General features: G+C 36.1%; 15 protein-coding genes and 1 tRNA gene. 10 read left to right on the forward strand and 6 right to left on the reverse strand.

Features of this window, described 5'->3' with window-relative positions:
• The first annotated feature begins 94 nt into the window (after nt 1–94).
• Nucleotides 95–2,476 carry a T9SS type A sorting domain-containing protein gene (locus ACFFU9_RS08010; protein ID WP_379860879.1) on the forward strand — a complete coding sequence of 794 codons (2,382 nt, stop codon included), beginning with the start codon at nt 95–97 and terminating at the stop codon, nt 2,474–2,476.
• A 151-nt stretch (nt 2,477–2,627) separates the two neighbouring features.
• Nucleotides 2,628–3,041 (forward strand): putative signal transducing protein, encoded by a 414-nt coding sequence (locus ACFFU9_RS08015; protein WP_379860880.1) that lies wholly within the window; start codon nt 2,628–2,630, stop codon nt 3,039–3,041.
• 463 nt (nt 3,042–3,504) lie between these two features.
• Here the strand turns inward: ACFFU9_RS08015 and ACFFU9_RS08020 are convergent, their stop codons facing one another.
• Nucleotides 3,505–5,007 (reverse strand): aminotransferase-like domain-containing protein, encoded by a 1,503-nt coding sequence (locus tag ACFFU9_RS08020; protein WP_379860881.1) that lies wholly within the window; start codon nt 5,005–5,007, stop codon nt 3,505–3,507.
• Between the two features lie 76 nt (nt 5,008–5,083).
• Here ACFFU9_RS08020 and ACFFU9_RS08025 point away from each other — a divergent pair, with 76 nt between their 5' ends.
• The 4 genes from ACFFU9_RS08025 to recJ all read left to right on the forward strand — a co-directional run bounded on the left by ACFFU9_RS08025 (nt 5,084) and on the right by recJ (nt 10,348).
• Nucleotides 5,084–6,904, forward strand: coding sequence for a TonB-dependent receptor plug domain-containing protein (locus tag ACFFU9_RS08025; protein WP_379860883.1), 1,821 nt, complete (start codon nt 5,084–5,086; stop codon nt 6,902–6,904).
• 7 nt (nt 6,905–6,911) lie between these two features.
• Entirely contained in the window at nt 6,912–8,009 is a 1,098-nt protein-coding gene (gene bioB / locus ACFFU9_RS08030; protein WP_379860884.1) for a biotin synthase BioB, read from the forward strand.
• A 166-nt stretch (nt 8,010–8,175) separates the two neighbouring features.
• Nucleotides 8,176–8,598, forward strand: coding sequence for an OsmC family protein (locus ACFFU9_RS08035; protein ID WP_379860885.1), 423 nt, complete (start codon nt 8,176–8,178; stop codon nt 8,596–8,598).
• A gap of 61 nt (nt 8,599–8,659) precedes the next feature.
• On the forward strand, nt 8,660–10,348 hold the full coding sequence (gene recJ / locus ACFFU9_RS08040) for a single-stranded-DNA-specific exonuclease RecJ (protein WP_379860908.1): 1,689 nt from the start codon (nt 8,660–8,662) through the stop codon (nt 10,346–10,348).
• 63 nt (nt 10,349–10,411) lie between these two features.
• Here the strand turns inward: recJ and tamL are convergent, their stop codons facing one another.
• The 3 genes from tamL to ACFFU9_RS08055 all read right to left on the reverse strand — a co-directional run bounded on the left by tamL (nt 10,412) and on the right by ACFFU9_RS08055 (nt 18,701).
• The gene (gene tamL / locus ACFFU9_RS08045; protein ID WP_379860886.1) at nt 10,412–12,745 is read right to left on the reverse strand and encodes a translocation and assembly module lipoprotein TamL; all 2,334 of its coding nucleotides are present in this window, start codon (nt 12,743–12,745) and stop codon (nt 10,412–10,414) included.
• Nucleotides 12,699–17,786, reverse strand: coding sequence for a translocation/assembly module TamB domain-containing protein (locus ACFFU9_RS08050; protein WP_379860887.1), 5,088 nt, complete (start codon nt 17,784–17,786; stop codon nt 12,699–12,701). Before ACFFU9_RS08050 ends, tamL begins: the two co-directional genes overlap by 47 nt.
• A gap of 156 nt (nt 17,787–17,942) precedes the next feature.
• Nucleotides 17,943–18,701, reverse strand: coding sequence for a UDP-2,3-diacylglucosamine diphosphatase (locus ACFFU9_RS08055; RefSeq protein ID WP_379860888.1), 759 nt, complete (start codon nt 18,699–18,701; stop codon nt 17,943–17,945).
• A 261-nt stretch (nt 18,702–18,962) separates the two neighbouring features.
• On the opposite strand from ACFFU9_RS08055, the gene ACFFU9_RS08060 reads away from it, so the two are divergent.
• Nucleotides 18,963–19,997 carry an AI-2E family transporter gene (locus ACFFU9_RS08060; RefSeq protein WP_379860889.1) on the forward strand — a complete coding sequence of 345 codons (1,035 nt, stop codon included), beginning with the start codon at nt 18,963–18,965 and terminating at the stop codon, nt 19,995–19,997.
• A gap of 35 nt (nt 19,998–20,032) precedes the next feature.
• Here ACFFU9_RS08060 and ACFFU9_RS08065 read toward each other — a convergent pair whose 3' ends face one another.
• Complete coding sequence (locus ACFFU9_RS08065; RefSeq protein ID WP_379860891.1) at nt 20,033–20,485, reverse strand: 6-pyruvoyl trahydropterin synthase family protein; 453 nt, start codon at nt 20,483–20,485, stop codon at nt 20,033–20,035.
• A gap of 116 nt (nt 20,486–20,601) precedes the next feature.
• Between ACFFU9_RS08065 and ACFFU9_RS08070 the strand changes: the two genes are divergently transcribed.
• Entirely contained in the window at nt 20,602–21,243 is a 642-nt protein-coding gene (locus ACFFU9_RS08070) for a 2OG-Fe(II) oxygenase (RefSeq protein WP_379860893.1), read from the forward strand.
• Nucleotides 21,244–21,560: 317 nt separating this feature from the next.
• Here ACFFU9_RS08070 and ACFFU9_RS08075 read toward each other — a convergent pair whose 3' ends face one another.
• On the reverse strand, nt 21,561–22,895 hold the full coding sequence (locus ACFFU9_RS08075) for an MATE family efflux transporter (protein ID WP_379860894.1): 1,335 nt from the start codon (nt 22,893–22,895) through the stop codon (nt 21,561–21,563).
• A gap of 343 nt (nt 22,896–23,238) precedes the next feature.
• On the opposite strand from ACFFU9_RS08075, the gene ACFFU9_RS08080 reads away from it, so the two are divergent.
• Together ACFFU9_RS08080 and ACFFU9_RS08085 are read left to right on the forward strand one after the other, a co-directional pair.
• Nucleotides 23,239–23,312 (forward strand) — tRNA-Ala (locus tag ACFFU9_RS08080).
• 87 nt (nt 23,313–23,399) lie between these two features.
• A complete protein-coding gene (locus ACFFU9_RS08085; protein WP_379860895.1) occupies nt 23,400–24,284 on the forward strand; it encodes a hypothetical protein in 885 nt (294 codons plus the stop codon).
• Nucleotides 24,285–24,300: the final 16 nt, after the last annotated feature.

Below are 24,300 nucleotides of genomic sequence, written 5' to 3' on the forward strand. Positions count from 1 at the left end.
AATAAGAATTGAACCTTAAAACCTCCTAATAAACCCTATAAATATATTTGAAAATACAGATTCTGCACAACATGTTTTAAAAACCAACCCTCCTATGAGAAAAATTGTTTTTTTATTATGCTTTGCTTCAACATTGAGTAATGGCCAAAGCATTTTTGATAATGTTATATTGGGGACAAAACCTCAAATGGATAATCCTTTTACAATAGGACAAAATATAGATCCCAATATAAGTGTTTCTGGAATTGGTTATGGCCCAGGGGTAGATGGTCACGCAACTTCCAATAATCAATATAGTGTTGTAAATTGGGATTCTCAGGATTTAAATTTAGAGGATTATTTTGAATTCACATTAAGTCCCAATCCAAGTTTTAAGATTGATTTTGTCAGTTTTATATATAATGGAATTTCAACGGATAGAGGGCCTACTCATTTTGCCTTTAAGAGTAGTTTAGATGGTTTTACAGAAGTTATTGGAACAGCGGCGGCCTCTGCGTCTATTAATTTAAGCAGTTATGTTTTTCAAGATGTAACAAGTCCAATTACCTTTAGGCTTTATGCTTGGGGTGCTGGTCATCATTTTGGAGCTTTTAGTATTTTTGATTTTGTTTTTAACGGTGTTGTATCGTTAATACCTTGCCCTAATACCTCAACCTGGAATGGTATCAGTTGGGACAACGGTTATCCCGATATAACCAAACATGTGGTGTTAGATGCAAGTTATAATACTGAAGTAAATGGAGGGAGTTTTTCAGCGTGTAGTGTAACGGTTAACACGAGTGGTACCGTTCCTGAAAATAATATATTAACGGTTTCCGAAGGACACTATGTGGAAGTTCAGAATAGTATTGTTGCTCATGGAAACATTGTGGTGCAGCCCTTTGGCACAATTGTGCAAGTAGACGATATCGCTACCGTTTTAGGAAATGGAAGTATTGAAGTTCTAAAAAAAACAGCGAAATCTAATAACTGGTATGAGTACACGTATTGGAGTACGCCTGTTAAAAATGAAACAATTGACAATGCTTTACGAGATTCTAATCCCCAAAGACGATTTGTTTTTAAAGCTGAAAACTACCTAGATACCACTGCAGAAATGGATAATAATAACGAGGTAAACCCAGGACAAGATAATGTTGATGATAATGCTGATGATTGGAATTGGGTGGGTGGCGAAACACTCATGATCCCTGGTGTTGGATATGCATCTACGCACGATAAATCCATTTTCGAGAACAGTTTAGATCCCCATAAACAATTCATATATCGCTTTAAAGGATCTTTTAATAATGGTATAATTACCGTTCCTATTTATCGAAACGATTCTAATTTAGAAGATTTTAACTGGAATTTTATAGGAAATCCTTATCCTTCAGCCATTGATGCCGATTTGTTTTTATCTACCAATCGTATTATGGCACATGATGAAGAAACAATCATAAATGAAGCCATGGATGGAGCTATTTTTTTATGGTCGCAAAACACAGCAGCTTCAGTCACGGCGAACGGCAATGAACAGCTTAATTTTTCGAATGAAGATTATGCCATTATTAATGCTGTTGGCGAAATACCTGGCGGCGATGGTGTAACACCTTCAAGACACATTCCTTCGGGCCAAGGCTTTTTTGTTTCTATGTCTAATACCGCTTTTGCCACATTGATATCTAGTGATGTTTACAAGACAAACATTGTTTTTAATAATGCCATGCGGGTAAAGGATGCAGTAGCGAATAGCCTGTTCTTTAAAAATTCAAATACTAATAAAGGCACTCCTAGTATAGCTAATAAATTATGGCTTAATCTTACTTCAGATCATGGTGTTTTTAATCAGATTCTTGTGGGCTATGTCAATGGAGCTACAAACCTGGATGATGGCATAGCTTTCGATACCCATAAATATCCAGTAAAAGGGGCGGCAATATATTCAAGAATAGCAAACTCAAACAAAAAGTACGCCATTCAAGGTAAAGACATACATAGCATTCATGATGATGAAGAGATTGCTATTGGTTTTTCATCTACCATAAAAGTGCCCACGGTATATAAATTGTCCCTAGCGAATTTACAAGGCGATTTTTTAACAAACACCACTATTTATTTAGAGGATACAATGTTAAATAAAATCCATAATTTATCGGGAAATGATTATCGCTTTACTTCAGAAATAGGTGAATTTAATAACCGATTTAAAATATGCTTCCGTGCCAATGCGCTATCGATGGCAGACCAAGATTCGGAAAAAAACAAGCTAAGCATTGTCCATCTAAATGATCATCAAGTTCAATTTACGGTTTCGACTAATTTAAAAATTAAAACCGTTAGCATTTACAATCTTTTAGGCCATCAGTTGTATAGTTTTAATGGGCAAAGCAGTTCAGAAATCTTTAGCTGGTCTTCTCTGCAAGCTGCTGTATATATTGCTAAAGTAAGACTTTCCAATGATGTGGTGATTACTAAAAAAACCATTAAAAAATAATGAAAGTAGTTTTAGGGTGTCTGTTTTAAAGATCCAATATAATTAGATCTAACAAGTTTACGCTTAATGGGGCTAATTATAAAGCGGAAACAAACAAGGTACTGGAATTACTTGTTATTTTTGTAAAGTGAATATTTTAAAACCCCTCTAAATGAGTACCACCTTTAAAACCATTGCTAGATTTCAATATTCGAGTGAAGCACAAATTATAAAAGGCCGATTAGAGGCAGATGGTATTCAAGTGTTTTTATCCGATAATCTTACTATAGACACAGACCCCCTTATAAGTAATGCCATTGGCGGTGTAAAATTGAAAGTGCTATCGTCACAAGTTTTGGAGGCACAACATATTTTAGAAACTATTAAAAAGTATTCTATTGATGATGAAGGGAGTAGTATACAGTGTCCGAACTGTAAAAGCGAAAAAATAGAACTATTTTCAACTATAAAAGATGTAAAGTCGTTATTCTGGTTTCTTTTTGGTGTCCTGTTTTCGTCCCTTCCCTTTTACACAAAACATAAATACAGATGTGAAGCTTGTAAAACGGAATTCGATATTAAATAAGTGTGCGTCACGCAGAATTAGTTCTGGGGTCATATAAAAACATGAAATAAAAGAGTATGCGACTAAATCCCTGCAAACGTATTGGATTTATGGTTTTTTTTAAAACAAAACGCTTCAGATTTAAAACCAGTCATTAATAAAGCTTTTGGGTGTCGGTTTATCGTCATATGTAATCGCTATATTAGCTTGAGGACAATTTATCGATAATCAACTTAAAAAATCTGCGGCCATCAGTTTAATCAGCGGGAAATAATTATGATGCGTTTATCCCTCAGATAATGAAAATTAATGCGTAATAAATAATTTCAAGCTCGGATGGAATCAGATAGAATACGTTAATTAAAAAGTAATATTCGATTATTGAATTTATGAAATGCCAGAGCTTAACGGGATATTCTCTAAATTTTAAACACTTTATAGGCAATCGGATAAAGCGTTTTCTGAAGCAAATTTTAAGTTTTTTTCAGATAAAACCTAAAACCACAGTATCGTAAGCCTGTTTTAATTTTTTTACCACCTCTTCTATTTCTGCTTCATTTAAATGCCCAAATCCAAAACGAATAGCACAAGTGTCTTTATCTTGATAAAGAATTGTTTTTGAAAGGAATAAATCGTTTCTTTCGGCTGCTTCAGCAAGCTTAACCAAAGAAATAGTAGGCGTAAATTGCAACCATATGGCTAATCCTCCCGATGGTATTTTCCAAGAGACAGCATCTTTAAAATAGGTTGTTAAATAAAAGCACACACTATCGCGTCGTTGCTTATAGATGATAATATTCTTTTTTATAAGCCGATATATTTCACCTTCATATATTAATTCAGAAAGGATTTGTTCTTGAATAATATCGCCTTGCTTGTCCAATAATTGCAAATAATTTTTGGCCTCAGAAATTAAATTATCGGGCGCTACCACAAACCCTGTTTGAAAACTCGGAAATAACGATTGCCCAAGTTTTCCTAAATACACCACCATACCATCGGTGTCGGCACTTGCCATGGGCAACATAGCAGACCCTTCAAACTGGAAATCGTAATCGAAGTCATCTTCAATAATGGCAAACTGGTATGTTTTTGCCAATTCCATTAGTTTTAACCGTCGCTCTGCGCTCAATGTTACGGTAGTTGGGTAATGCCTATGTGCACATATGTATACACAACGTATGCTGCCTTTTACAAAATGGGTTCTTATATAATCAATATCCAAACCATTGGCATCAATAGGAATGGTTTTTATAGTAGCACCAGCTTGTTGGAAAATCATGTTCGCCGCATAATGGCTTAAACGCCCTACTAAAACAATATCTTTTGGCTTTATTAAAAGCTGGGATACTATATACAAACTCATTTCTGTACTTCGCGTATTTATAATATGATTTGGTTTTATGTGAAAACCTCTAGTAGCATTTAAATAATTGCAAAGCTGGGTTTCAAATACAGAATAAGAGAGCTGAGCAGTCTTGTTCCATTTTGAAATTAAAGACTTCCGTTTCATTGCGGCGCTATACCATCTCGAAAATTGATGAATAGGATGTAGTCTTAAATCGGGGCTACCCTCATTAATGCTATACTTCGCCTTTGTGGTTTGTAACGTGGAAGCCAAATTAAAAGAAGGTTGAAAGGGAAAACCAGTAGTTTTAGAATACTCATAAACCTGATCTATGCGCTGGGCCGTGGCTTTAATGTTTGGTGTAGTTTGTTCTGGTACCAATATAAAGGTGCCTTTATTGGGGATAATTTCCACCCAACCTTGAGAAGCCAATTCGTCGTAAACCGCGACCACGGTGTTTCTATGGATTTTTAAGGTGTCACTTAAAACACGTGTTCCTGGCAATGCGGCGCCTATAGTTAAATAGCCCCGCTGAATGGCATTTATAATTTGTTGCGCTATCTGAACATAAACAGGATGTACATCGCCTTTGTTAAAAGAAATTAATTGCTTTAAAAGCTGGCTAACCGGACTATTCATTGTTTTAAAACTGGACTAGTTTACTCGTCCGGAAAGTTACGACTTTTGCACCGTTGTTTTAAATAAATACACTTTTATGAAAATTAAATTCGCTTGCACCGCTTTTATTTTGTCTGTTTTAATGGGCTACACACAAGAAATCCATAAAAATCAAGCCTTAGATACTATAATGATAGCTTCAACCAGAATAGAGCTTCCGTTTAAGGAAAACTCAAGAACGATTACTATTATTTCTTCGGAAGCTATTAAAAATAGTGCTGCCAATACAATAGCCGATTTATTGCAACAGGTTGCGGGTATAGATATAAGACGTCGTGGAACTTCTGGAAGTCAAGCCGATCTATATATTAGGGGAGGGAGTTTTGATCAAACGCTTTTACTTATTGATGGCATAAAAATGGACGATGCCCAAACGGGACACCATACCATGAATGCAGCATTACCCATTGAAGTTATTGAGCGAATTGAAATTATTAAAGGCCCTGCAGCCCGAGTGTTTGGACAAAATGCCTTTACCGGTGCTATTAATATTGTAACAAAAAAGAATATAGAGAACACCATGTCTTTTAAAACAGAAACAGGCTCTTTCGGACAATTAAATGCAGGTGTAACCGTGAGTGCAGATTTAGAAAACTCATCACATATTGTTCATGTGGATAAAATGTCTTCAGAAGGCTATCGCCATAATACCGATTATGATAATAGCAGTTATTTTGTAAAAAGCGTGTTTAATAAAAACAGAAAAGCCATAGAAATGATTGCGACATTTCAAGAACGAAAATTTGGTGCTAATGGTTTTTATGCCAGAGAAAGCGCCACAGACCAATACGAAGAAACACAAAATAGCTTAATTGGATTTTCTACGCAGTTTAAAACAGAAAAACTGACGTTTAAACCGCGGGTGTATTGGAAACGCAACCAGGATGAATACCTGTACCTGCGTCATGATCCTGCGTTTTTTAGAAATAAGCATATTAGTAATAAAATAGGGGCAGAAGTAAACGCCACTTACAGATCCAAAGCGGGTATAACTGGCTTTGGTGTCGATTTTTCCAAAGTGTTTCTAAAAAGCAATAATTTAGGACACCGGAATAGATTTATGACCACGCTTTTTTTAGAGCATAAATTGAAGCTCTTAAACAATACGCTAGATATTACCCCTGGAGTGGCGGTTACTTATTTTTCAGATTTCGAGTTTTATGCTTTTCCTGGTTTAGATTTGGGTTTCAAAATAAACGATCAGTTAAAAGTTTACGGGAATATTGGCTATACCTACAGAATACCAACTTATACCGATTTGTTTTATACCGACCCCAGTACTGTAGGGAATTCAGAATTAGAAGTTGAAGAAGCTTTTGCTCAAGAAATTGGTATGAAATATTTTTCTCAAAAATTCTCGGGGTCTTTAGCAGTTTACAATAGAGATGCTAAAAATTTAATAGACTTCGTTCGCCTAGACACAACAGAACCTATTTACACCGCCACAAACATTACAGAAGTTAATACAAAAGGATTTGAAGTAGATGTGGCCTATCATTTTAAATTAAAGACGTTTAAACAAACTTGGGCTATTGGTTATAATTTTTTAGAAGACAATCTTTTAAATCAAAATAAAGCGTTATCACGCTACTCTCTAAATACTCTTAAACATCATATGACCACGCGCTTAAGTACACAGCTTTTTAAAAATGTAAGTCAGAATATTGTTTACAAATATGCAGAGCGTACCACGGGTGATTGTTATAATGTTTGGGATGCCTCCATAGTTATAAATACAAAGCCATTAGAATTTACCCTAACAGCCAGCAACATATTTAATGCCCATTATATTGAAGCTGGTTTTGTACCAATGCCTCCAAGTCATGTGTTATTGGGCTTAAGATATAATTTAAAATAGCAGCCTTATGGATGAAACAAGACATAATTGGACCAAAGAAGCCATTCTAGAAATCTATAATAAGCCTTTAATGGAGTTGCTTTATGAAGCCGCTACCATCCACCGTTTACGCCACGACCCCAATACGGTACAGGTATCTACATTGGTATCTATTAAAACGGGGGGGTGTTCCGAAGATTGTGGATATTGCCCTCAAGCGGCACGCTATCATACCAATATCGAGGGTAACGCTTTAATGAGCGTTCAACAGGTAAAAGCCCAGGCTTTACGTGCAAAGGCCTCGGGAAGTTCTCGCGTTTGTATGGGTGCTGCATGGCGAAATGTAAAAGACGGTAAAGCCTTTGATCAAGTATTGGAAATGGTGCGCACCATCAATAAATTGGATATGGAAGTATGCTGCACCCTTGGGATGATTACCGAAAACCAGGCCAAACGTTTGGCAGAGGCCGGTTTATATGCCTATAATCATAATTTAGATACTTCAGAAGACTATTATAAAGAAGTTATTTCTACACGTGGTTATCAAGATCGGTTAGATACTATTGGCAATGTGCGTAAAACCAATGTAACGGTTTGTAGTGGCGGTATTATTGGTATGGGTGAAACCGTGGAAGACCGAGCAGGCATGCTGGTGGCATTATCAACTTTAAATCCGCAACCAGAATCTACACCTATTAATGCTTTGGTGGCTGTTGAGGGCACCCCTTTGGAAGATCAAAAACCAGTGTCTATTTGGGATATGGTAAGAATGGTGGCCACTACACGCATCGTGATGCCAGAAACCCAAGTGCGTTTAAGTGCAGGAAGAACCCAAATGAGTAGAGAAGGGCAAGCCCTGTGCTTTTTTGCAGGCGCCAATTCTATTTTTGCAGGCGATACGTTATTAACCACCCCAAACCCTGATATAAATGAAGATATGGACATGTTTAAGCTGCTAGGCTTAACGCCACAAAAACCGTTTATCAAAAAAGGTCAGCCTGAAACGGTTGAAGCTTCACAATCCCAATACCAAGCTCTGGAAGAAAAACCAAAGTGGACACGACCAAAACATGTTATCGAACGAAATGAGCTGGCTAAAGAAAAAGGAAAATCTTTAAAGCTGTAGATCTATTACAGGTGTTTTGTAGTGATGAAAGTTCAAATTTTAAGTGTTGCTTGGGCTATAGAATATGTATGGGGTCTCTAAAAAAGCAAAGCATTTCAAAATCTGCAATAATCTTAAATTAATCCGTATTTTTGAAATTGTAACAACATAAAACAATTCAGAAAACATGACAAATCAGATTACGACCAAATGGTTGGGTGGGATGAAGTTTGAAAGCACAAACCCTTCTGGAAACAACTTATTTATAGAAGCTAGTCCAGAAGATGGCGCACAAGCAGAAGGCTATAGGCCTAAAGCTTTAATGTTATCGGCATTGGCAGGTTGCTCAGGATTGGATGTGGCATCGCTTATTAAAAAGATGAAACTGGAAGTTGCTGATTTTAGTATAGACATAGATGCCAACCTTACCGAAGAAGATCCTAAGTTTTATGATAAGCTCACGATGGCCTTTCATTTTTATGGAAGTGATCTAAACGAAAAAAAACTTCAACGGGCTGTAGATTTATCAGTAGAAAAATACTGTGGTGTTATGGAAATGTTCCGTCAGTTTGCCGAATTAAACATTGAAACTCATTTTCATAAACACTAAGTTTTCATCTTTTTCAGATTGAATAAATTTAATAATTGGAACTTTTGTCTTAATGAAATCCATGCGCTGGACCATAACCCCAAAACCCGACTCGGAAAAAGTAAAGCTATTGCAAGAAGCCCTTGGAGTTGATGCTGTAATTGCATCGCTTTTAGTGCAGCGTGGTATTGAAACCTATGCAGAGGCCAAAGCCTTTTTTAGGCCGAAATTAGAAGATTTACACGATCCTTTCCTAATGAAAGACATGGATAAGGCGGTAGTGCGTATTGAAAAAGCGATAAGGAACAATGAAAATATTTTGGTTTATGGCGATTATGATGTCGATGGTACCACATCGGTAGCCTTGATGTCTTCTTACTTAAAAACCTCATACGATTTAGTCCATACGTATATTCCAGACCGGTACGACGAAGGTTATGGGGTCTCTTATAAGGGTATCGATTTTGCTTTTGATAATGATTTTACTCTTATTATTGCTTTAGATTGTGGTATTAAAGCTGTAGATAAAGTGGCCTACGCTAAAGAAAAAGGCATTGATTTTATTATTTGCGATCATCACCGTCCGGGTAGCGATATACCAAATGCCGTGGCGGTTTTAGATCCAAAACAAGACGATTGCCATTACCCTTATCAGGAATTATGTGGGTGTGGTGTGGGGTTTAAACTAATTCAAGCTTTGGCATCGCGAAAAGGAAAAACCGTAAAAGACTTGGTTGTGTATCTAGATTTGGTAGCGACGGCTATTGGCGCAGATATTGTTCCCATTACCGGCGAAAATAGAATATTGGCATATCATGGTTTAAAAGTCATCAACTCAAAGCCACGTCCTGGGATAAAAGCGATTATTGATTTGGTTAAAAAGGATGTGCTTACTATTACGGATGTGGTATTTATTATTGCGCCCAGAATTAACGCTGCAGGCAGAATGAAACATGGGAATTATGCCGTGACCTTATTGACCGATATGGATTATGATGAGGCTTCAGAACATGCAGCAGAAATTAATCAATATAACCTCGATAGACGTGAAGAAGATAAACGAACTACAGAAGCTGCTCTTAGACAAATTGAAGAACAAAAGGAGCAGAAACACTTTACTACTGTTGTTTACCATGAAAACTGGCATAAAGGCGTTATTGGTATTGTGGCTTCTAGATTAACAGAAACCTATTACCGGCCAACTTTGGTTTTTACAAAAAGTGGAGAGAAATTAGCGGCATCGGCACGCTCTGTAAAAGATTTTGATGTCTATAATGCTCTTGAAGCTTGTGCCGAGCATATCGAACAGTTTGGAGGGCATAAATATGCAGCAGGATTAACACTAAAAGAAGAAAACTATAGTGCTTTTAAAAAAGCGTTTGAAACGGTGGTTGCTAATAGTATCGATAAAGAGCTTTTGGTTCCAGAAATTCAAGTGGATGCAAAAATTGACTTAAAGCACATCACTTCTAAGTTTTATAGAATTTTAAAACAGTTTGCGCCTTTTGGTCCAGAAAATATGACTCCCGTCTTTTTAACCCAAAACTTGGTCGACACAGGTTTTGGAAAATGTGTTGGTGCAGACCAAACCCATTTAAGACTTCATGTTACTCAGCCAAATGCGAATCAAAAAGTGGCTATTGGTTTTGGTTTGGGCGATAAACTCGAGTTAACTACAGATGGAAAGCCTTTTAGTGCCCTTTATTCTATTGATGAAAATGAATGGCAAGGCAATATCTCCCTTCAGCTTAAGTTAAGAGATATTAGATAATCGGTTTTAATAATTGGCAGTCTCGTATTTTATGTTCGGGTATGGCCATATATCATACCTGTTTTAAAACGGATATCCAATAGCAAAATTAAGAATAGGGGCTTTTAAATTAAAGTTATATCGTTCTCCTTCTGGTAGCGACGGATCATGAAAAGGAGCGGCTAAATCCAAACGGATTACAAAACTCTGAATGTCTACACGAAGCCCGATACCAGCACCCATGCCTAATTCATTAATAAAGTTACTGGTAAATTTATCCTTACCATTAAAGGTGGGGTTTTCTTTAGAGTTCCAAATATTTCCAGCATCGGCAAAAACAGCACCTTTAAAGAATGAAAAGATAGGGAAACGGTATTCTATATTGGCTTCTAATCTAATATTACCTGTTTTGTCGAAAAAATCACCATCATTAGTCCCTTCTTCATCACTGTAAGTGCCTGGGCCTAAGGAACGGATCCTAAAGGCGCGAACGCTATAAGGGCCTCCAGAAAAATATTGTTTAACAAAAGGCACGACTTCAGAATTGCCGTATGCCATACCATAACCAGCAAAAAGGCGTGTGGCAATAAGTTGGTCTTTTCCTAAGTTTAAATGATAATGTAAATCTAGGTCTACCTTAGCGTATTGGGCATATTCTAATCCTAAAAAGGTTTTAGGGTCGTCTGCGTTTTTTTGTTTTCCCAGTAATCCAACGGTGTTTCCTGCAATATCGAATAAAGTATTCAAGTAAAACTGATGTTTTTTATGGACATCCACTAAACCATTGTAAGTGAAGGAGTATGTTAGTCCGGGGATGAATTGTTGATCAAAACTACGCTTTAAAAAAGGGTTGTCCTCTAAAATTTTATCAAACTCTGCCGTGGTATTTGATAGTTCGGTATAGTTTATGGAAACAGGGTTAATGTCGTGAGTTATAAACCTATTGGCATCCCACATATATCCAAAGAGTCCGGTGCCAGATAATAAGGTGTAAAGTTGTGTTCGCTTTAGGTAATTGGCTCCTATCGACATCTTTGTTTTTGGAATCGCATATTTAAAAAAGTTTTCATTAATTTTAATGGGAAATAAAACTCTAGGAAAAATCAATTCATTCTTAAAGCCTAATTCTAGACTGCTTTTCCCTGTTTTGTTAGCGCCCCCAATCTGGGTTTCATAGCCTACTTTAGCGGAAGTATTAAGGGTTTCGCCTCCTCCAAATAGATTTCTGTTACTAAATGTTATAGCAAAAGCAGGCCCTGAAAAATTATTGGATTTTGTAACCAATTGCAATTCTGCCCTAAGCGCACGTTTATTGAGTGGCGATAAATATATGTTACTCTCTAAAACACCTAGCGTATCGGTGGCCAATGAATCGATTTCTTGATACTGTATGTTAACGTATTTGTAAGCGCCGATGGTGGATAGGCGCCTTGCGGTGTTTTTGGAGTTTTCAGGGCTATAGTATTGATCGGCTTCTAGTGTAATGAATGGATCGAGATATTTAGGCTTGAAAACAACTTCTTTTTGGATGAAGTTTTTACCGTTATAACGAATGGTTTCGGTCTGGATAGAGTCTGAAATCTCATAACTTGTGTAAACATTTACGTTATTGATTTTATAAGGAACAATACTTTTTTTCGGCACCTCTTTTTTTAGTTTCAGAAACAAATCGTAACGTTTATTGTTATACGTATTGGTGTCGGCTTCAAATATTAAAAAACTATCGTCGAAATTATAATACCCTTTTTCTTTTAATTTAAAATCTATGCGTTGGCGTTCCAATTTCATGTTGTTCAAATCGAACCGCATGCCTTCTTTAAAAGATGTTTTTGATACTAAATCTTTAATTTCAACTTGAGCAGGCGGTGGAATCGTATCCAGTTGATAGCGAGCCATTTTGTAAGGTTGCGGGATTTTAACCGTATAGGCTACCGATGCTTTCTTTCCTTTTTCTTCGGTTTTTGAAGAGGCCCTACTGTAGAAAAACCCTCTGTTTTCTAACCGATTCAATAGTAGTTTTTCTATTTCGTAAGTTTCCACATCCGATTGGTAAACGGGTTTTTCACCTAGCTTTTTATAAAGCCAGCGGTTTATAAAGCCAGGATTTTCTTTTTGATTTTTATAGTATAAATATAATCCAGGATATAGGCCTAATATTTTTTTGTTTGGCGCGGGTAATAATACGGTTTCAAGTTCGTTTTTTAATGCATCTTCATGTTTAATAATAGAATCTGAAATCATTTCGAGTGAGGCTCCTGTGTACAAATGATCATCCTCGGGTATATATTTAGTAACACTACAGGAGTAGAGACCACCAATAGCGATGAGGATAATAAAAAGGATTTTAAGAGGCGTTTTCAAGTAAATGCGTTTATGGTTGTTTCGGTTCAGTACTTTCATTAGTTTCAGCTTCTTCATCAGGCTTTCTAGATTTTTTATCTGCTTTTAACTCGGCTTCCTCTTTTTCTTCTTCTTTGGTTTTCGACGTCAATAAAGCTTCCCAGAGTTCCCTGAATTTATTAAATTCTTGAGTAAAAATTAGCGATATTCCGCTTACAATGGTTTGGCCATCGATTACATTTTCAAATTCATTTCTTCGAAACCCTTTTAAACGGTATCTGCCATTTTCCGAAAGTAAGTATTCGAGACTAACGTTGCCAATAAGCGGTGTTTCTTCTTCTGTAGCACTACTGCCTTGGATATCTACTTCGCTGCCTACACGAACAATTAAACGATCATTGAATAATTTTTTTTGTGCTGCAATATCCAATTGCGTACGTTCTTGAGGGGCAGCTCCTTGGTAATCGGTGTAGCTATCTAGCCCAAAATCCAGTTCAAATCCAGTTTTCCCTAAGAGTTTGTCAGAAAACATATTGAGTTGGTCTGATACGGCATCATTTAAATTATCGCGGGCTATAGACGCTACGCCACCGCTACTCCCATCGCTGCCTGGATCTGGATAAAAGCGATTTAGCACCAATAATGAAAATACTTGGCGGTTAAGTTCGTCTTCCTGCTGATTGAGTTGTTGTACCCTACCATATACTTGTCCTCCAATAGCTCCTTTGTCTTCTTCGGGCATATCTAGGGTAAACCCGATTTTAGGTTCCATCAATTGGCCATCGATATTCAGGTACACATAAAAAGGCAATACTTGGCGGAACTTCCCTTTAGAAGCCACATCGCCTCCGGAAGAAACCGGTGCCATTAAAGAAGACGCCGATGCTTCTACCTTATACAGCGCCTTAATGTCCATTTTGGCATCAAAAGGATCGCCAGACCAAGTCACTCGGCTTCCAGAAGCGAGATTGAATTTTCTACTAACAAGATTGTAAAGGTTTAATTCATAGTGGCCATCTTTAACTTCATACACTCCAGCTAAGGTCATATTTCCGTTAGGGTTCATTTTGAAATCGAAATCGCCTTCACCGGCTACCTTAAAATTATCACCAGTTTCTTCGTTAATAATCAAGGATATGGCAGCATCTTTTTTTATTTTTAAACTTGCTGCAATATCAAAGCCTGTAATGGTACTTGTTTTTTCTTCAGACCTTGTTAAAATAGCATCTGGGTTTTCTCGGTTAACAAAAAGCACCACACCATCGCGTTCTTCAATATTTACAGCGGCCGAAGGCAGTACGTAAGTAATATCGGTATCAGAACCAACGGTAAGTGTCATGTTAACTTTAGGGATTTGCATATCGCCCGTAATTTTAGCATCGGCATCAAAACGGGCTTTACCGTATAAGAAATCATTATCTTCTTTTTCGGCATTTAGGAACTGAAAATTATCGGCTTTTGCACGTAAATCGAATGTAGGATTGATAAAAGACTTGGTGCCTATGTTGCCTGACAATGTAAAGCTGTTTTTGTTTTCGTCCTGAATGGTGAACCGATCCATAGATACCCCGTCGTTGTTTACATTAAGGGTTTCATTGGGCAATAAAAATCCAGCATTAAACATGGCAAGCTTAAAACCGGCCTTTTTAAAGTTGAGTTTCCCTTCATATTTTGGTTTAGAAGTGGTACCGCTCAATTTAAAATTTCCAGTAAAATAGCCCTCGGTTTCTGTGATTTCATTTCGAGAAAAACCTTTTAAAGCTGTTATGTTAAACTTGTTTATATCGAGTTCTAAATCCAGTTCTGCCCCCGTTTCCTTTGCTAAGTATTCCCCTTTAAGATCTAAATTAATCTCGCCGCCCTCCATATCTGCATGAAAACCATAACTGTTGCCACCTAAAGATTTGGCGTCTAAATGGAGTGTGCCCATAGAAACATCCATAAAACTCAGTTGGGCGATATCTAAATCGGCTACAATACCAGTATTGGTAAAGGGATCCTCAATAATAAAATTGCCATTTAGGTTTCCAGTAGCTAATTTTTTATCTGGATTTAAGTAGTTTAAAAATTCACTTAATTTGAAATTCTTAAAATTTATAGCGATATGGTCTTTAGTTTTAGAAGGATGTTTATCTGTGGCTCCAAAGGATTGATTGCCTTTTGTAAACTTAAAGTCGTTTAGTATCCATTTCTTTTCATCTAAAAGGATTTCGTTATTTTCAGGAGTATTCCATGGTTGTTTATTGAAAATTAGCCCTTCGGGCAAGACATGAAAACGCAGCTGATTGCCTTCACTTGTTATCTCACTCATCATTTGGATAAGTTTTTCCTTTTTATGATATGCGATAAAGTCGACAGCCATTTTAGTATTCGACTGTGAGCCTTTAAGTACTGTTTTTTGTATGTTGATGGTACCCGCTTTGATGTTTAGAAAACCAAGATCAAAACTGAATTTTTCTTTATCGGTATCCATGGCGAAAGCGAAACTATCCAATTCAAAACCGCTGTAATTGATATGGGGAGCAGTAACATTGGCTTTTAATTGTCGTGCTTTTTCATCAAAATCGACAGCCATTTTAACCGTATCCATGTCTTTTAAGTTTACCAAAAAAACATCTTTTAAAACAGGGGCTTGACTCATATGGCCACGCAATTTTAAATTAACACGAGATGCGATGCTGTCTGGAATTTTTATATCCTGATAAAAATAACTGTTTATATGGCGTTGCAATGCACTGCTAAAGGCTTGTGGATTGGTATTTGATTGTAAATCCAAGTTGAGCAACTTGTTGTTGAACGTTACAGAAGTGGTGTCTGTTCTTACATGGGCTACGGTATTGATATCGCCCATTAAGTAGGTTTTATTATCGTATACAACCACACCTTCGTCTACTAAGGCTGCAACGTCATAACCGGTTGCATGACCCTTAAAATCGGCATAAATCTTCATGCCTGTTTTAATAGGCCGTTGTAAGACCCCCAAAGCTTGTAGGTCGGCACCTGTAATATCCCATTTTATACTTGCTTTTGGAGCTACAGAATCCAGTACTACAAAAGCATAAAAATCTGTATTAAGGTTTTTGTCTTTATAATTGGAGGTTATTTTACCTCGCCCGTTTTTAATATCGCCTTTAATTTGCAATCCTTGAACACTATAGTTATTTAATCTCAAGTTTGAAACATTGGCTTCCAGTTTGGCATCCAAGTTATTTATAGTCTTGCCTTTACCGCTGGCTTTTACTGTTAAATGGAGTGCGCCAATTTTTGGGTTTTGTAGCAATTCGTTCAACTTATAATCTTCTATAGAAAGATCGGCATCAAACGCCAAGATGTTGTCATTTTTTAAATGCCCTTTAATTTTTGCAAGGCCTTGAGAGGTTGTCAAGGTCGCGTCTGTATATAGATTGTTTAATTTTCCTTTAAGATATCCTGCTAATGTAACGTCGTTTGGGAACCGTAAACCGGTTTCTTTCTCATTAACAAATGTTACAATGTCCGAACGTTTTGTTACCAAAGAAAATTTCGGAATATTGAGTTGAAGATTGTCAGCATCCGTAATGTTTTTAACATGGCCCTGTGCCGAAAAGTGTGTCGTGTTGCCCCAATGTGCCTTCATACTTGATATTGCGATATCAGAAAGATATCCAGTTGCTTTTATATGGCCTGTAATGGGTTTTGTACTTAAAGATTTAAAAATCTCATTCTTTTTTAAATGGGGTTGAAACAGAAAAAGATCGTTTAACGCGACTTGAAACTTAGAGAGGTTTAAATTTACTTTAGATGTTTCTGGAGTTTGTATGAAATTGGATAAAGTAGGATAATCCAATTGTAGATTCCCTTCTAAAATATGGTTATTAACTGCAGTTTTTAGATTGTTTATTTTTAAAGCGGCGTCTGTTGCCTGTAAACCAAAGCGTAGTGTTTTTAACTCTAAACCTGAAATCTCTTTAACGGATCCTTTTTTAATTTGGACTTCTGCTTTTCTATCTTTTAGGAGAACATGATTTCCTAAAATATTAAAATTTGTCCACACCATGGCTTTAGGATTGAAATGTCCTGTTTCTGCTTTTTGATGGTCTACAAAATAACTAAAGGTGTTATTCTGAAAATCGATAGCTTTTACTACAATATTTAATTTAGGCCACTCAAAACCACCGCTTTCTTTTGGGCTAATATCTTCTGCATTCTTTTCTTTTGTATTATCCGTTGTTGCGGTATGCAGTATAATAGACGAGTTTTTAAGGTTTAATGCATTTAGTTCGAAGGTGTTGTTTGGTAAATCTATATTTGGAATTTCAGCATAAAAATCTTTAAAATCGACTTCTGCAGCAAGGCCATCATCAAGAGATTGGTAATCGGCATAAACCTGAGTAAGTTGAATTTTTTTTATACTTAAAAGAGGCTGTGTTGCAGGTTCTGGATTGGGGGCTTTTGGAACTGGTTTTTGAATGAACCTAATATTGGAGTTGTTCAGTTTTAATGAGGAGGCTTCGAAAGCCATGCGTTCCAAATCGGTTTTTTTAAAATCGGCATGTAGGCGCCCTATTTTAAACCGGCTGTCTATTCCTGCTACGGCATCATTAAAGACGATGTCTAGATTTTCGAAATGAAGATCTTTTAAAATAAGGTTTAAGGGGGCCGTAGTAGAATCTGTTTGCACTACAGTAGAGTCTTTAGAAGCAAAAGCATCTATTAAAAACTGAAAGTTATAACCGCTAATAGAATCCTTTCTTATAATATTGGCACGTAAGCCGTCCCAATCTAGGGCATCCACCCCAAGCCCTTTACCTCTAAGCATGGCAAAAATAGGAATATTGGCTTCAAGGGATTTGGAGTATAGCAGGGTGTCGCCTTTTGTGTCTTCAAGATATAATCCATCAAGTTTAATGTCGCCATCAAAAGTGATAAAGAGTTTTTTAAGTGTGATGGTTGTGTTTGTTTTGTTCGAAACAAAAGATACGGCCTTGTTAATAATAATATTTTGTCCCCAAGGACTTCTAATAAATAGGACTACCAAAAACAAAAATACGAGGATCCCTAAAATAATTTTTCCAATTATTTTAAGAGCCTTATGGGTTTTGTTTTTTGGAACATTCTCTTTATTAGGGCTATTAATCACGGTGTTATATGTATAGGGAATACAAATTTATGCTATTATAGGAAGATTATACTAACGGCATTCATTTTATTAGTAGCTCATTCAATAAGGGGGGGCATAAGCATTAAAAAAAAAAATTAAATAAAAACAAATGGGAACAATTGGGTTTTTAATCTGTTAATGCTTAAAGGTTTTAAGCTCAAAATGATCACCATCAAAAACGCCATAAGTAAAATATTGGATCCAATCTCCCAAATTGATGTATTTGGATGATTCGTTTAAAGGGATTGTCATGGGTAAATGGCGATGTCCAAAAACAAAGAAATCACAGTGTTTGTCTTCAAGTTTCTTTTTCGAGTATAATACGAGCCATTCGTTATCATCTCCTAAAAACTTCGCATCATCGTCGCCAGAGATAAGTTTGTTTTTTATAGATAGATATTGCGCAATACTAACGCCTATATCTGGATGCAGCCAACGAAAAAGCCATTTAAAAAAAGGATTGGTAAATACTTTTTTCATGCGTTTGTAACCTTTGTCGCCAGGACCTAGGCCATCGCCATGACCAATTAGGAAAACTTTATCGTTAAAAATAAATTCTTTGGGCTTGTGAAAAACGGGAATGTTGAGTTCTTCTTCAAAATAACCATCCATCCAAAGGTCATGATTTCCAACAAAAAAATAAATAGGAATTCCAGAGTCTGAGATTTCTGCTAATTTACCAAGCGTTCTGGTAAAGCCTTTTGGTACTACGGTTTTAAACTCCATCCAGAAATCGAATAAATCGCCTAAAATAAAAATAGCGGCAGCATCTTCCTTCACCTCATCTAGCCAGGCCACAAACTTTTTTTCACGTGGGCGGGATGCCTCAAGGGTCGGGGCTCCTAAATGGTGGTCGGAAGCGAAATATATTTTTTTTCCTTTGGGAATTTGCATGGTGTAAATATAGTGCTTTGGATGTAAGCGGGGAAATGGGAAATTGATTTTATCAAAATAGGTTTGTAATAGGTAGGAATGGGATAGTTAAAGTTTAGAAAACCTCCTGTTTTGCCTCTCTTATCCATAAAAGCAGACAAGTAAAATGGGGGCGCGTTTAAATGCATTAAGATTATAAGGGATTCGGGTAATGACATTTGGTGATTTTGCTTTATTTCACAAAAAAAAGTATCAAAACTATAAACCTAAAAAAATAATCTTGTGAGCCATTCAAAGCTAGATATTTCTGGACGCTATTTAATAAAAGCATTTCTTATTGTGGGCGGTTTTCTGGCCCTTTTATACTTTGGCGCATCCCTTTTAATGCCTTTGTTGGTCGCTGCGATTATGGCTATTATACTTGATAAGCCCACACAGAAATTAAATAAAAAAGGTTTGCCAAATTGGTTGTCCATGACCTTGTCTGTAACGATCATGGTTGTTATTGTTCTAGCCTTATCATGGCTTATAAGTTCTCAGGTAAATGCTATTGCAGACGATTGGCCAACCATTAAGGAGAAAGCGGGAGAAAAGGTGGGAGGCGTTTCTGAATGGTCGAAAGAACAGCTTAAATTTGATTTGAAATCGTATATAAACGATAATCAAAGCCTTATTAAGAAAGCGCAAAGTATGGTAAGTGTTTTTCTTTCTTCTGTGCTCAATTTGTTGTCGCAATCGCTTTTAATCTTTGTTTATATCATTTTATTTATGATGCAGAAACAGATGTTTATCAAGTTTTTCAAAAAAATCTCATCGGACCCAAAAGTCATGGCCCTTGTTTTAAGTGAGTCTTCAAAAATAGTGAGCAATTATCTTATAGGAAAAGGGAAAATCATGGTATTTCTATTCGTTATTTATTATTTAGGTTTTATCCTGGGGTCTGTACCGTATGCTTTGTTTTTGGCTGTTTTTGCGGCACTGTTTTCAATAGTTCCTTATGTGGGTAATATTATTGGGGGCGGCGTAGCGGTACTATTATCTTTTCTGTATGCTGGCGCTACACCGGCGTTAATTGTTATTGGAGTGATTTCTTTGGCGCAATTAGTGGAGAATTACATTTTAACCCCTTGGATTATTGGCGACGAGATTAACCTAAATCCATTTATAACCGTGTTTGGCATTGTTCTTTTTTCGGTTCTTTGGGGCATGGTAGGCGCTATTATTTCCTTACCCCTTATCGGCGTAATGAAAGTGGTTTTTGAGCATGTTAAGGGCATGGAAGGCTATGCTTATTTATTAAAAAAGCATAACGATTAACACCGTTGGGATTTAAAGGAGTATTGATATACCCCTTAGGTATTGTCAGAAGCAAACCATTGGGCAAAAGAACTGTCGGTTTCTTGAAGTTTTAGAGAGTGCAATTGAATGTTTTCTGGAAGCCTTGCTTTTATTTTCTTAGCAAAATCGAGAACCATCATTTCACTTGTTGGTTGATAGTCTACAAGTAATACGTTATGGCCTCTTTTTTCAAGCTCGTTGGCAAGCTCTACGTGTGGGGTGTTTTTGTTAAAGACAGTAGCATGGTCAAAAACCATTACCACTTCTTCTTTAACAATTTTTTTTAAATCGCCAAAATCAATTACCATTCCATATTTTACATTGGCTTGATCTGTAATAGGGTTGCCAATTACCGTTACCGAAAGCTTATAGCTATGGCCGTGCACGTTTTTACATTTGCCATCATAACCATAAAGCGCATGACCAGCTTCAAAAGAAAATTTTTTTGTAATACGTATATTATTCATTTAGAGTACAAATTTTAAAACACAAAGATATTCATTTTGTAAATGTAATGGCTTTTTAGATTACATTTACGCGCTTTTGTTCATGATACACTTGAGCGTTAATAGGTTATATTGCTATGAGCCATCTTTTTGAAGCTATTGATTTTGTTGAAAATGAGGTTTACGAACAGATGATTTCTGATATCGGAAGACAAAAATTTAGTATTATCGATAATTTTTTTACTTCGGAAGAAGTGGAGCAGTTAAGGCGTTCATTATTGCAAAAGCATGAAGACGATGCTTTTAAAAAGGCGGCTATTGGTAATCGGCTGAACGAAACCATTGTAAAGGCGATAAGAGGCGATGTGATTTTGTGGATAGATGAACGTAAGGCCGATGTAGATGAAAAGCTCTTTTTTGTAAAAATTAACGATTTGGTGCGCTATTTAAACAGAACCTGTTTTTTGGGTATTTTAAATAAAGAATTTCATTATGCTCTATATCCAGAAGGCACATTTTACAAACGCCATGTGGATACGTTCCAGAACGATGATAGGCGGAAATTATCTTTTGTTTGTTATTTAAACGAAGCGGGTTGGTTGCCAGAAAACGGAGGCGAACTGGTGCTGTATTTAAATGAGAGTGGCAAAGCAGTGGAAAAAGTGATTTATCCACTTCCTGGTCGTGTGGTGGTATTCGAAAGTCAGGTTATCGAACACGAGGTTATGCCAGTGCGCAAGGCGCGCTTAAGTATTACAGGCTGGTTAAAAACACGGTAATTAGCGTTTTTTTATTCTGTTTATGATATAAACAATTATTAAGATTAGGGCAAGTAAAAGGAAAAGACCGTTTCCACTTAAAAAAGACATGATATCCATATTCAAAGTTTTTATTATTTTTTGTTTTGGTTATACCTGTAAATTAAATAAGCCAAAAGTACTAACAGTACAAAAGGCAACATTGATCCTATAAAAACACCTATTTCGTAGGCTTTATCAGGGGCGTTTTGTGTTTTTTCTTCAATCGTATTTTGTTGTAGAAAAACCAAGAGTGCTGTCATGATGTTTTTTATTTAATTTGAAATAGCGAACCAAAGTTACTTGTTTTCTGAGAGTGGCATAAACATTTTTCTGAATTTCACAATTAATGGAACACCACGGGCTAATATCCAAAATGTTAGGGCGATAAAAATACCATGTAATTGATAGCCTAAATAATCCAGAAAAAATAAAATGGGAACAAAAACGGCTCCCGTTGCGAATAATAGGACATTTCTTAAAAACTTCATTTCGCCCAAACCTTTAAACATGCCATCGAAGATGAAGGCTAAAGCACAAAAGGGCTGCATGGCTAGAATCATCCAAAAGGAGCTATAAAATAAAGACAGGACTTCGGGGTCTTTAGAAAAAACGCGTCCTATAGGATAGTAAAAAACAGCACCTACAATGGCAAGTCCAATGCCTATAAAAATACCGTAAGTAATTAAGGTGTTACTCAGCTTAATTAAAACATGGTTTGCTTTGGCCCCAAGTAACTTTCCCGATAAAATATTGCCAGCACTAGCATAACCATCCACAAAAAAGGCAGCAAAAAACCATAAATTAATACAAATGGTATAAGCAGCAATATGCGCTGCACCATAACCAGTAGCAAAGCGGGTTGCGAAATAAAGGGTTACGTTAAGGGCTAAGGTGCGCACAAATAAATTCAGAATCATGAAAATAAATTTTCGGATATCTTTATGGAACGGGAAGCTTGGCATTAGCGGAATATCGGTTTTTTTAAGCAAATAATAGGCCGATAGCAGTGCCATTAAGCATTGTGCTACCAAACTGGCATAGGCAGCACCTTTAATATGCATGGCTGGAATATAATTTTCGATACCAAATACCAGAACAAAATCTAACACCACATTCGTTAAAGCGCCAATTAAAGCTATAATCATAGGGTAATAAGTGTTTTGTAAGCCTCTAAAAACACCGAAAACAGCAATGGTAAATAGAGTAAAAGGAAACCCGAAAACTCGAATTTTATAATAGTCAACACTGTAGTCGAGTATCAAATTTGAGGCATTATAAAGTTTGAAAATATTGGAGGCGAATGGATAGGTGCCTATAATGATTAATATACTTAAACTTGTAATAATGAAAATCGCTTGCGCTGGTAAATTTTTAATGGCCTCTATTTTATTGGCGCCAACATATTGGGACACAATAGATGAAATGGCACTTCGGGTTTGCCCAAGTACCCAAATAAGCATGGATATAAAGGTGCCCACAATGCCCACAGCGGCCAGCGCTTCGGTAGCGTTAATATCAATATTTCCAACAATAGCTGTATCTGTAATAGATAATATAGGCTCTGAAATGCCTGCGATTAAAGCAGGTATTGCCAATTTATTGATGCGTTTTAAACTAATGCTTGTATTCATAAAGTATTAAATATCCACAAAAACAGGTGTTTGCTTTGCCTAGTGTTTAAAAGGCTTGCTTTTGCAGCGTACAAAACTACATAGATTTGAATGAATTTTAGCAAGACTGTTTAAATCTAAGTAAATCGTTACGGTTTTTTTAAGAAAATCAGAGAACTATTTAAAATTTAATAAAAACTATTCGCTTGATTTACAATAAATTATTCCCATTATGTTGCTCGAAATAGAATATATTTACACCATATGCGTTTTCCTTGTTGAGTTTTGCATTAAAAATATATACAATTGCATATATTTGCCATTCGAATTGTGTTTTAGAACATGGCACTAATTTGAGTTTAATGGGGATGTAGCTCAGTTGGCTAGAGCGCTTGACTGGCAGTCAAGAGGTCGTGGGTTCGAATCCCATCTTCTCCACTTTAATAATCAGGCACTTACAAGTTTTTTGTAGGTGCTTTTTTATTTTGCCTGCAACATACCGACAACATTTAGTAAATTTGGGTTATGAAAACCAAAGACGAAAATCCTCTAGCATTTTTTGAATACATCTTTATTGAAAATAATATTACAGCAGAATTAGAAGCACAATTAAAATACTACGATTTTCAGTCTCATAGCATTAATCTTCCCTATGTAATAAAATATGTTGAGTATGACGATTGGAATAACAGTATAAAAGGTGAAATAGAAATTCAAAAAATATTAATTCCTATTTTAAGAAGAGAATTTGAGAAAGCTAAAGAACACATGTATGCAGCTTTTCTTAGAAATGAACCTTCTTTTAATTTAAACTACCTTACATATCAGTTCAATACTATTCAAAGTTTGATTACAAACAATTTAAGCATAATTAACAAATACCCTTTTTTTCTGCTACCCTTAAAAGGTCTTGTTAAGTATATTAATGACCGATTATTAATTCCTGGTAGTGATAATTTTGTTTTGGATGAAAACAATATTGAATTTAGTATAGATGATTCCCTTAATACTTATGTGAAATCAAATGAACAAATAGTTCATTTGATATTTGATTATATGAATGGGAAAAACGAAAGAAAAGAAATCATATTATCTGAAGAAGATTTTAATAAACTGATAAGTTATACGCTACATTTAATACAAGAAGAAAGCGTCCCTGTAATTGATAAAAAACTAAACCCAAAGCTTTCTTCAAAAGATATAATTCGTTTTTCATATTGGGTACTACATAAGGAACTTTATAATACCTCAAAAATAAGAACTTATTTCTATGACTTTATAAAAGAGGTATTCGAGAATTTTAAGGATAATGATATAGCTTCAATTAAGAGTCAATTCGGTACTAAAAGCAGGATTTTTAATCATGCCTTTTTCCCAGAAATTACAAAAAAGTATCTTTCAAGGGACTAAATTTTATACATCTACA

It is taken from the genome of Mariniflexile ostreae (assembly GCF_042427585.1).
GTDB classification, from domain to species: domain Bacteria; phylum Bacteroidota; class Bacteroidia; order Flavobacteriales; family Flavobacteriaceae; genus Pseudalgibacter; species Pseudalgibacter ostreae.

Coding starts and splice junctions, on each gene's coding strand:
- ACFFU9_RS08085 (WP_379860895.1), top strand. CDS start 23,400: ATGAAAACCAAAGACGAAAATCCTCTAGCATTTTTTGAATACATCTTT.
- ACFFU9_RS08070 (WP_379860893.1), top strand. CDS start 20,602: ATGAGCCATCTTTTTGAAGCTATTGATTTTGTTGAAAATGAGGTTTAC.
- bioB (WP_379860884.1), top strand. CDS start 6,912: ATGGATGAAACAAGACATAATTGGACCAAAGAAGCCATTCTAGAAATC.
- ACFFU9_RS08020 (WP_379860881.1), bottom strand. CDS start 5,007: ATGAATAGTCCGGTTAGCCAGCTTTTAAAGCAATTAATTTCTTTTAAC.
- tamL (WP_379860886.1), bottom strand. CDS start 12,745: ATGAAGAAGCTGAAACTAATGAAAGTACTGAACCGAAACAACCATAAA.
- ACFFU9_RS08055 (WP_379860888.1), bottom strand. CDS start 18,701: ATGCAAATTCCCAAAGGAAAAAAAATATATTTCGCTTCCGACCACCAT.
- ACFFU9_RS08065 (WP_379860891.1), bottom strand. CDS start 20,485: ATGAATAATATACGTATTACAAAAAAATTTTCTTTTGAAGCTGGTCAT.
- ACFFU9_RS08015 (WP_379860880.1), top strand. CDS start 2,628: ATGAGTACCACCTTTAAAACCATTGCTAGATTTCAATATTCGAGTGAA.
- ACFFU9_RS08025 (WP_379860883.1), top strand. CDS start 5,084: ATGAAAATTAAATTCGCTTGCACCGCTTTTATTTTGTCTGTTTTAATG.
- ACFFU9_RS08010 (WP_379860879.1), top strand. CDS start 95: ATGAGAAAAATTGTTTTTTTATTATGCTTTGCTTCAACATTGAGTAAT.
- ACFFU9_RS08075 (WP_379860894.1), bottom strand. CDS start 22,895: ATGAATACAAGCATTAGTTTAAAACGCATCAATAAATTGGCAATACCT.
- ACFFU9_RS08035 (WP_379860885.1), top strand. CDS start 8,176: ATGACAAATCAGATTACGACCAAATGGTTGGGTGGGATGAAGTTTGAA.
- recJ (WP_379860908.1), top strand. CDS start 8,660: ATGCGCTGGACCATAACCCCAAAACCCGACTCGGAAAAAGTAAAGCTA.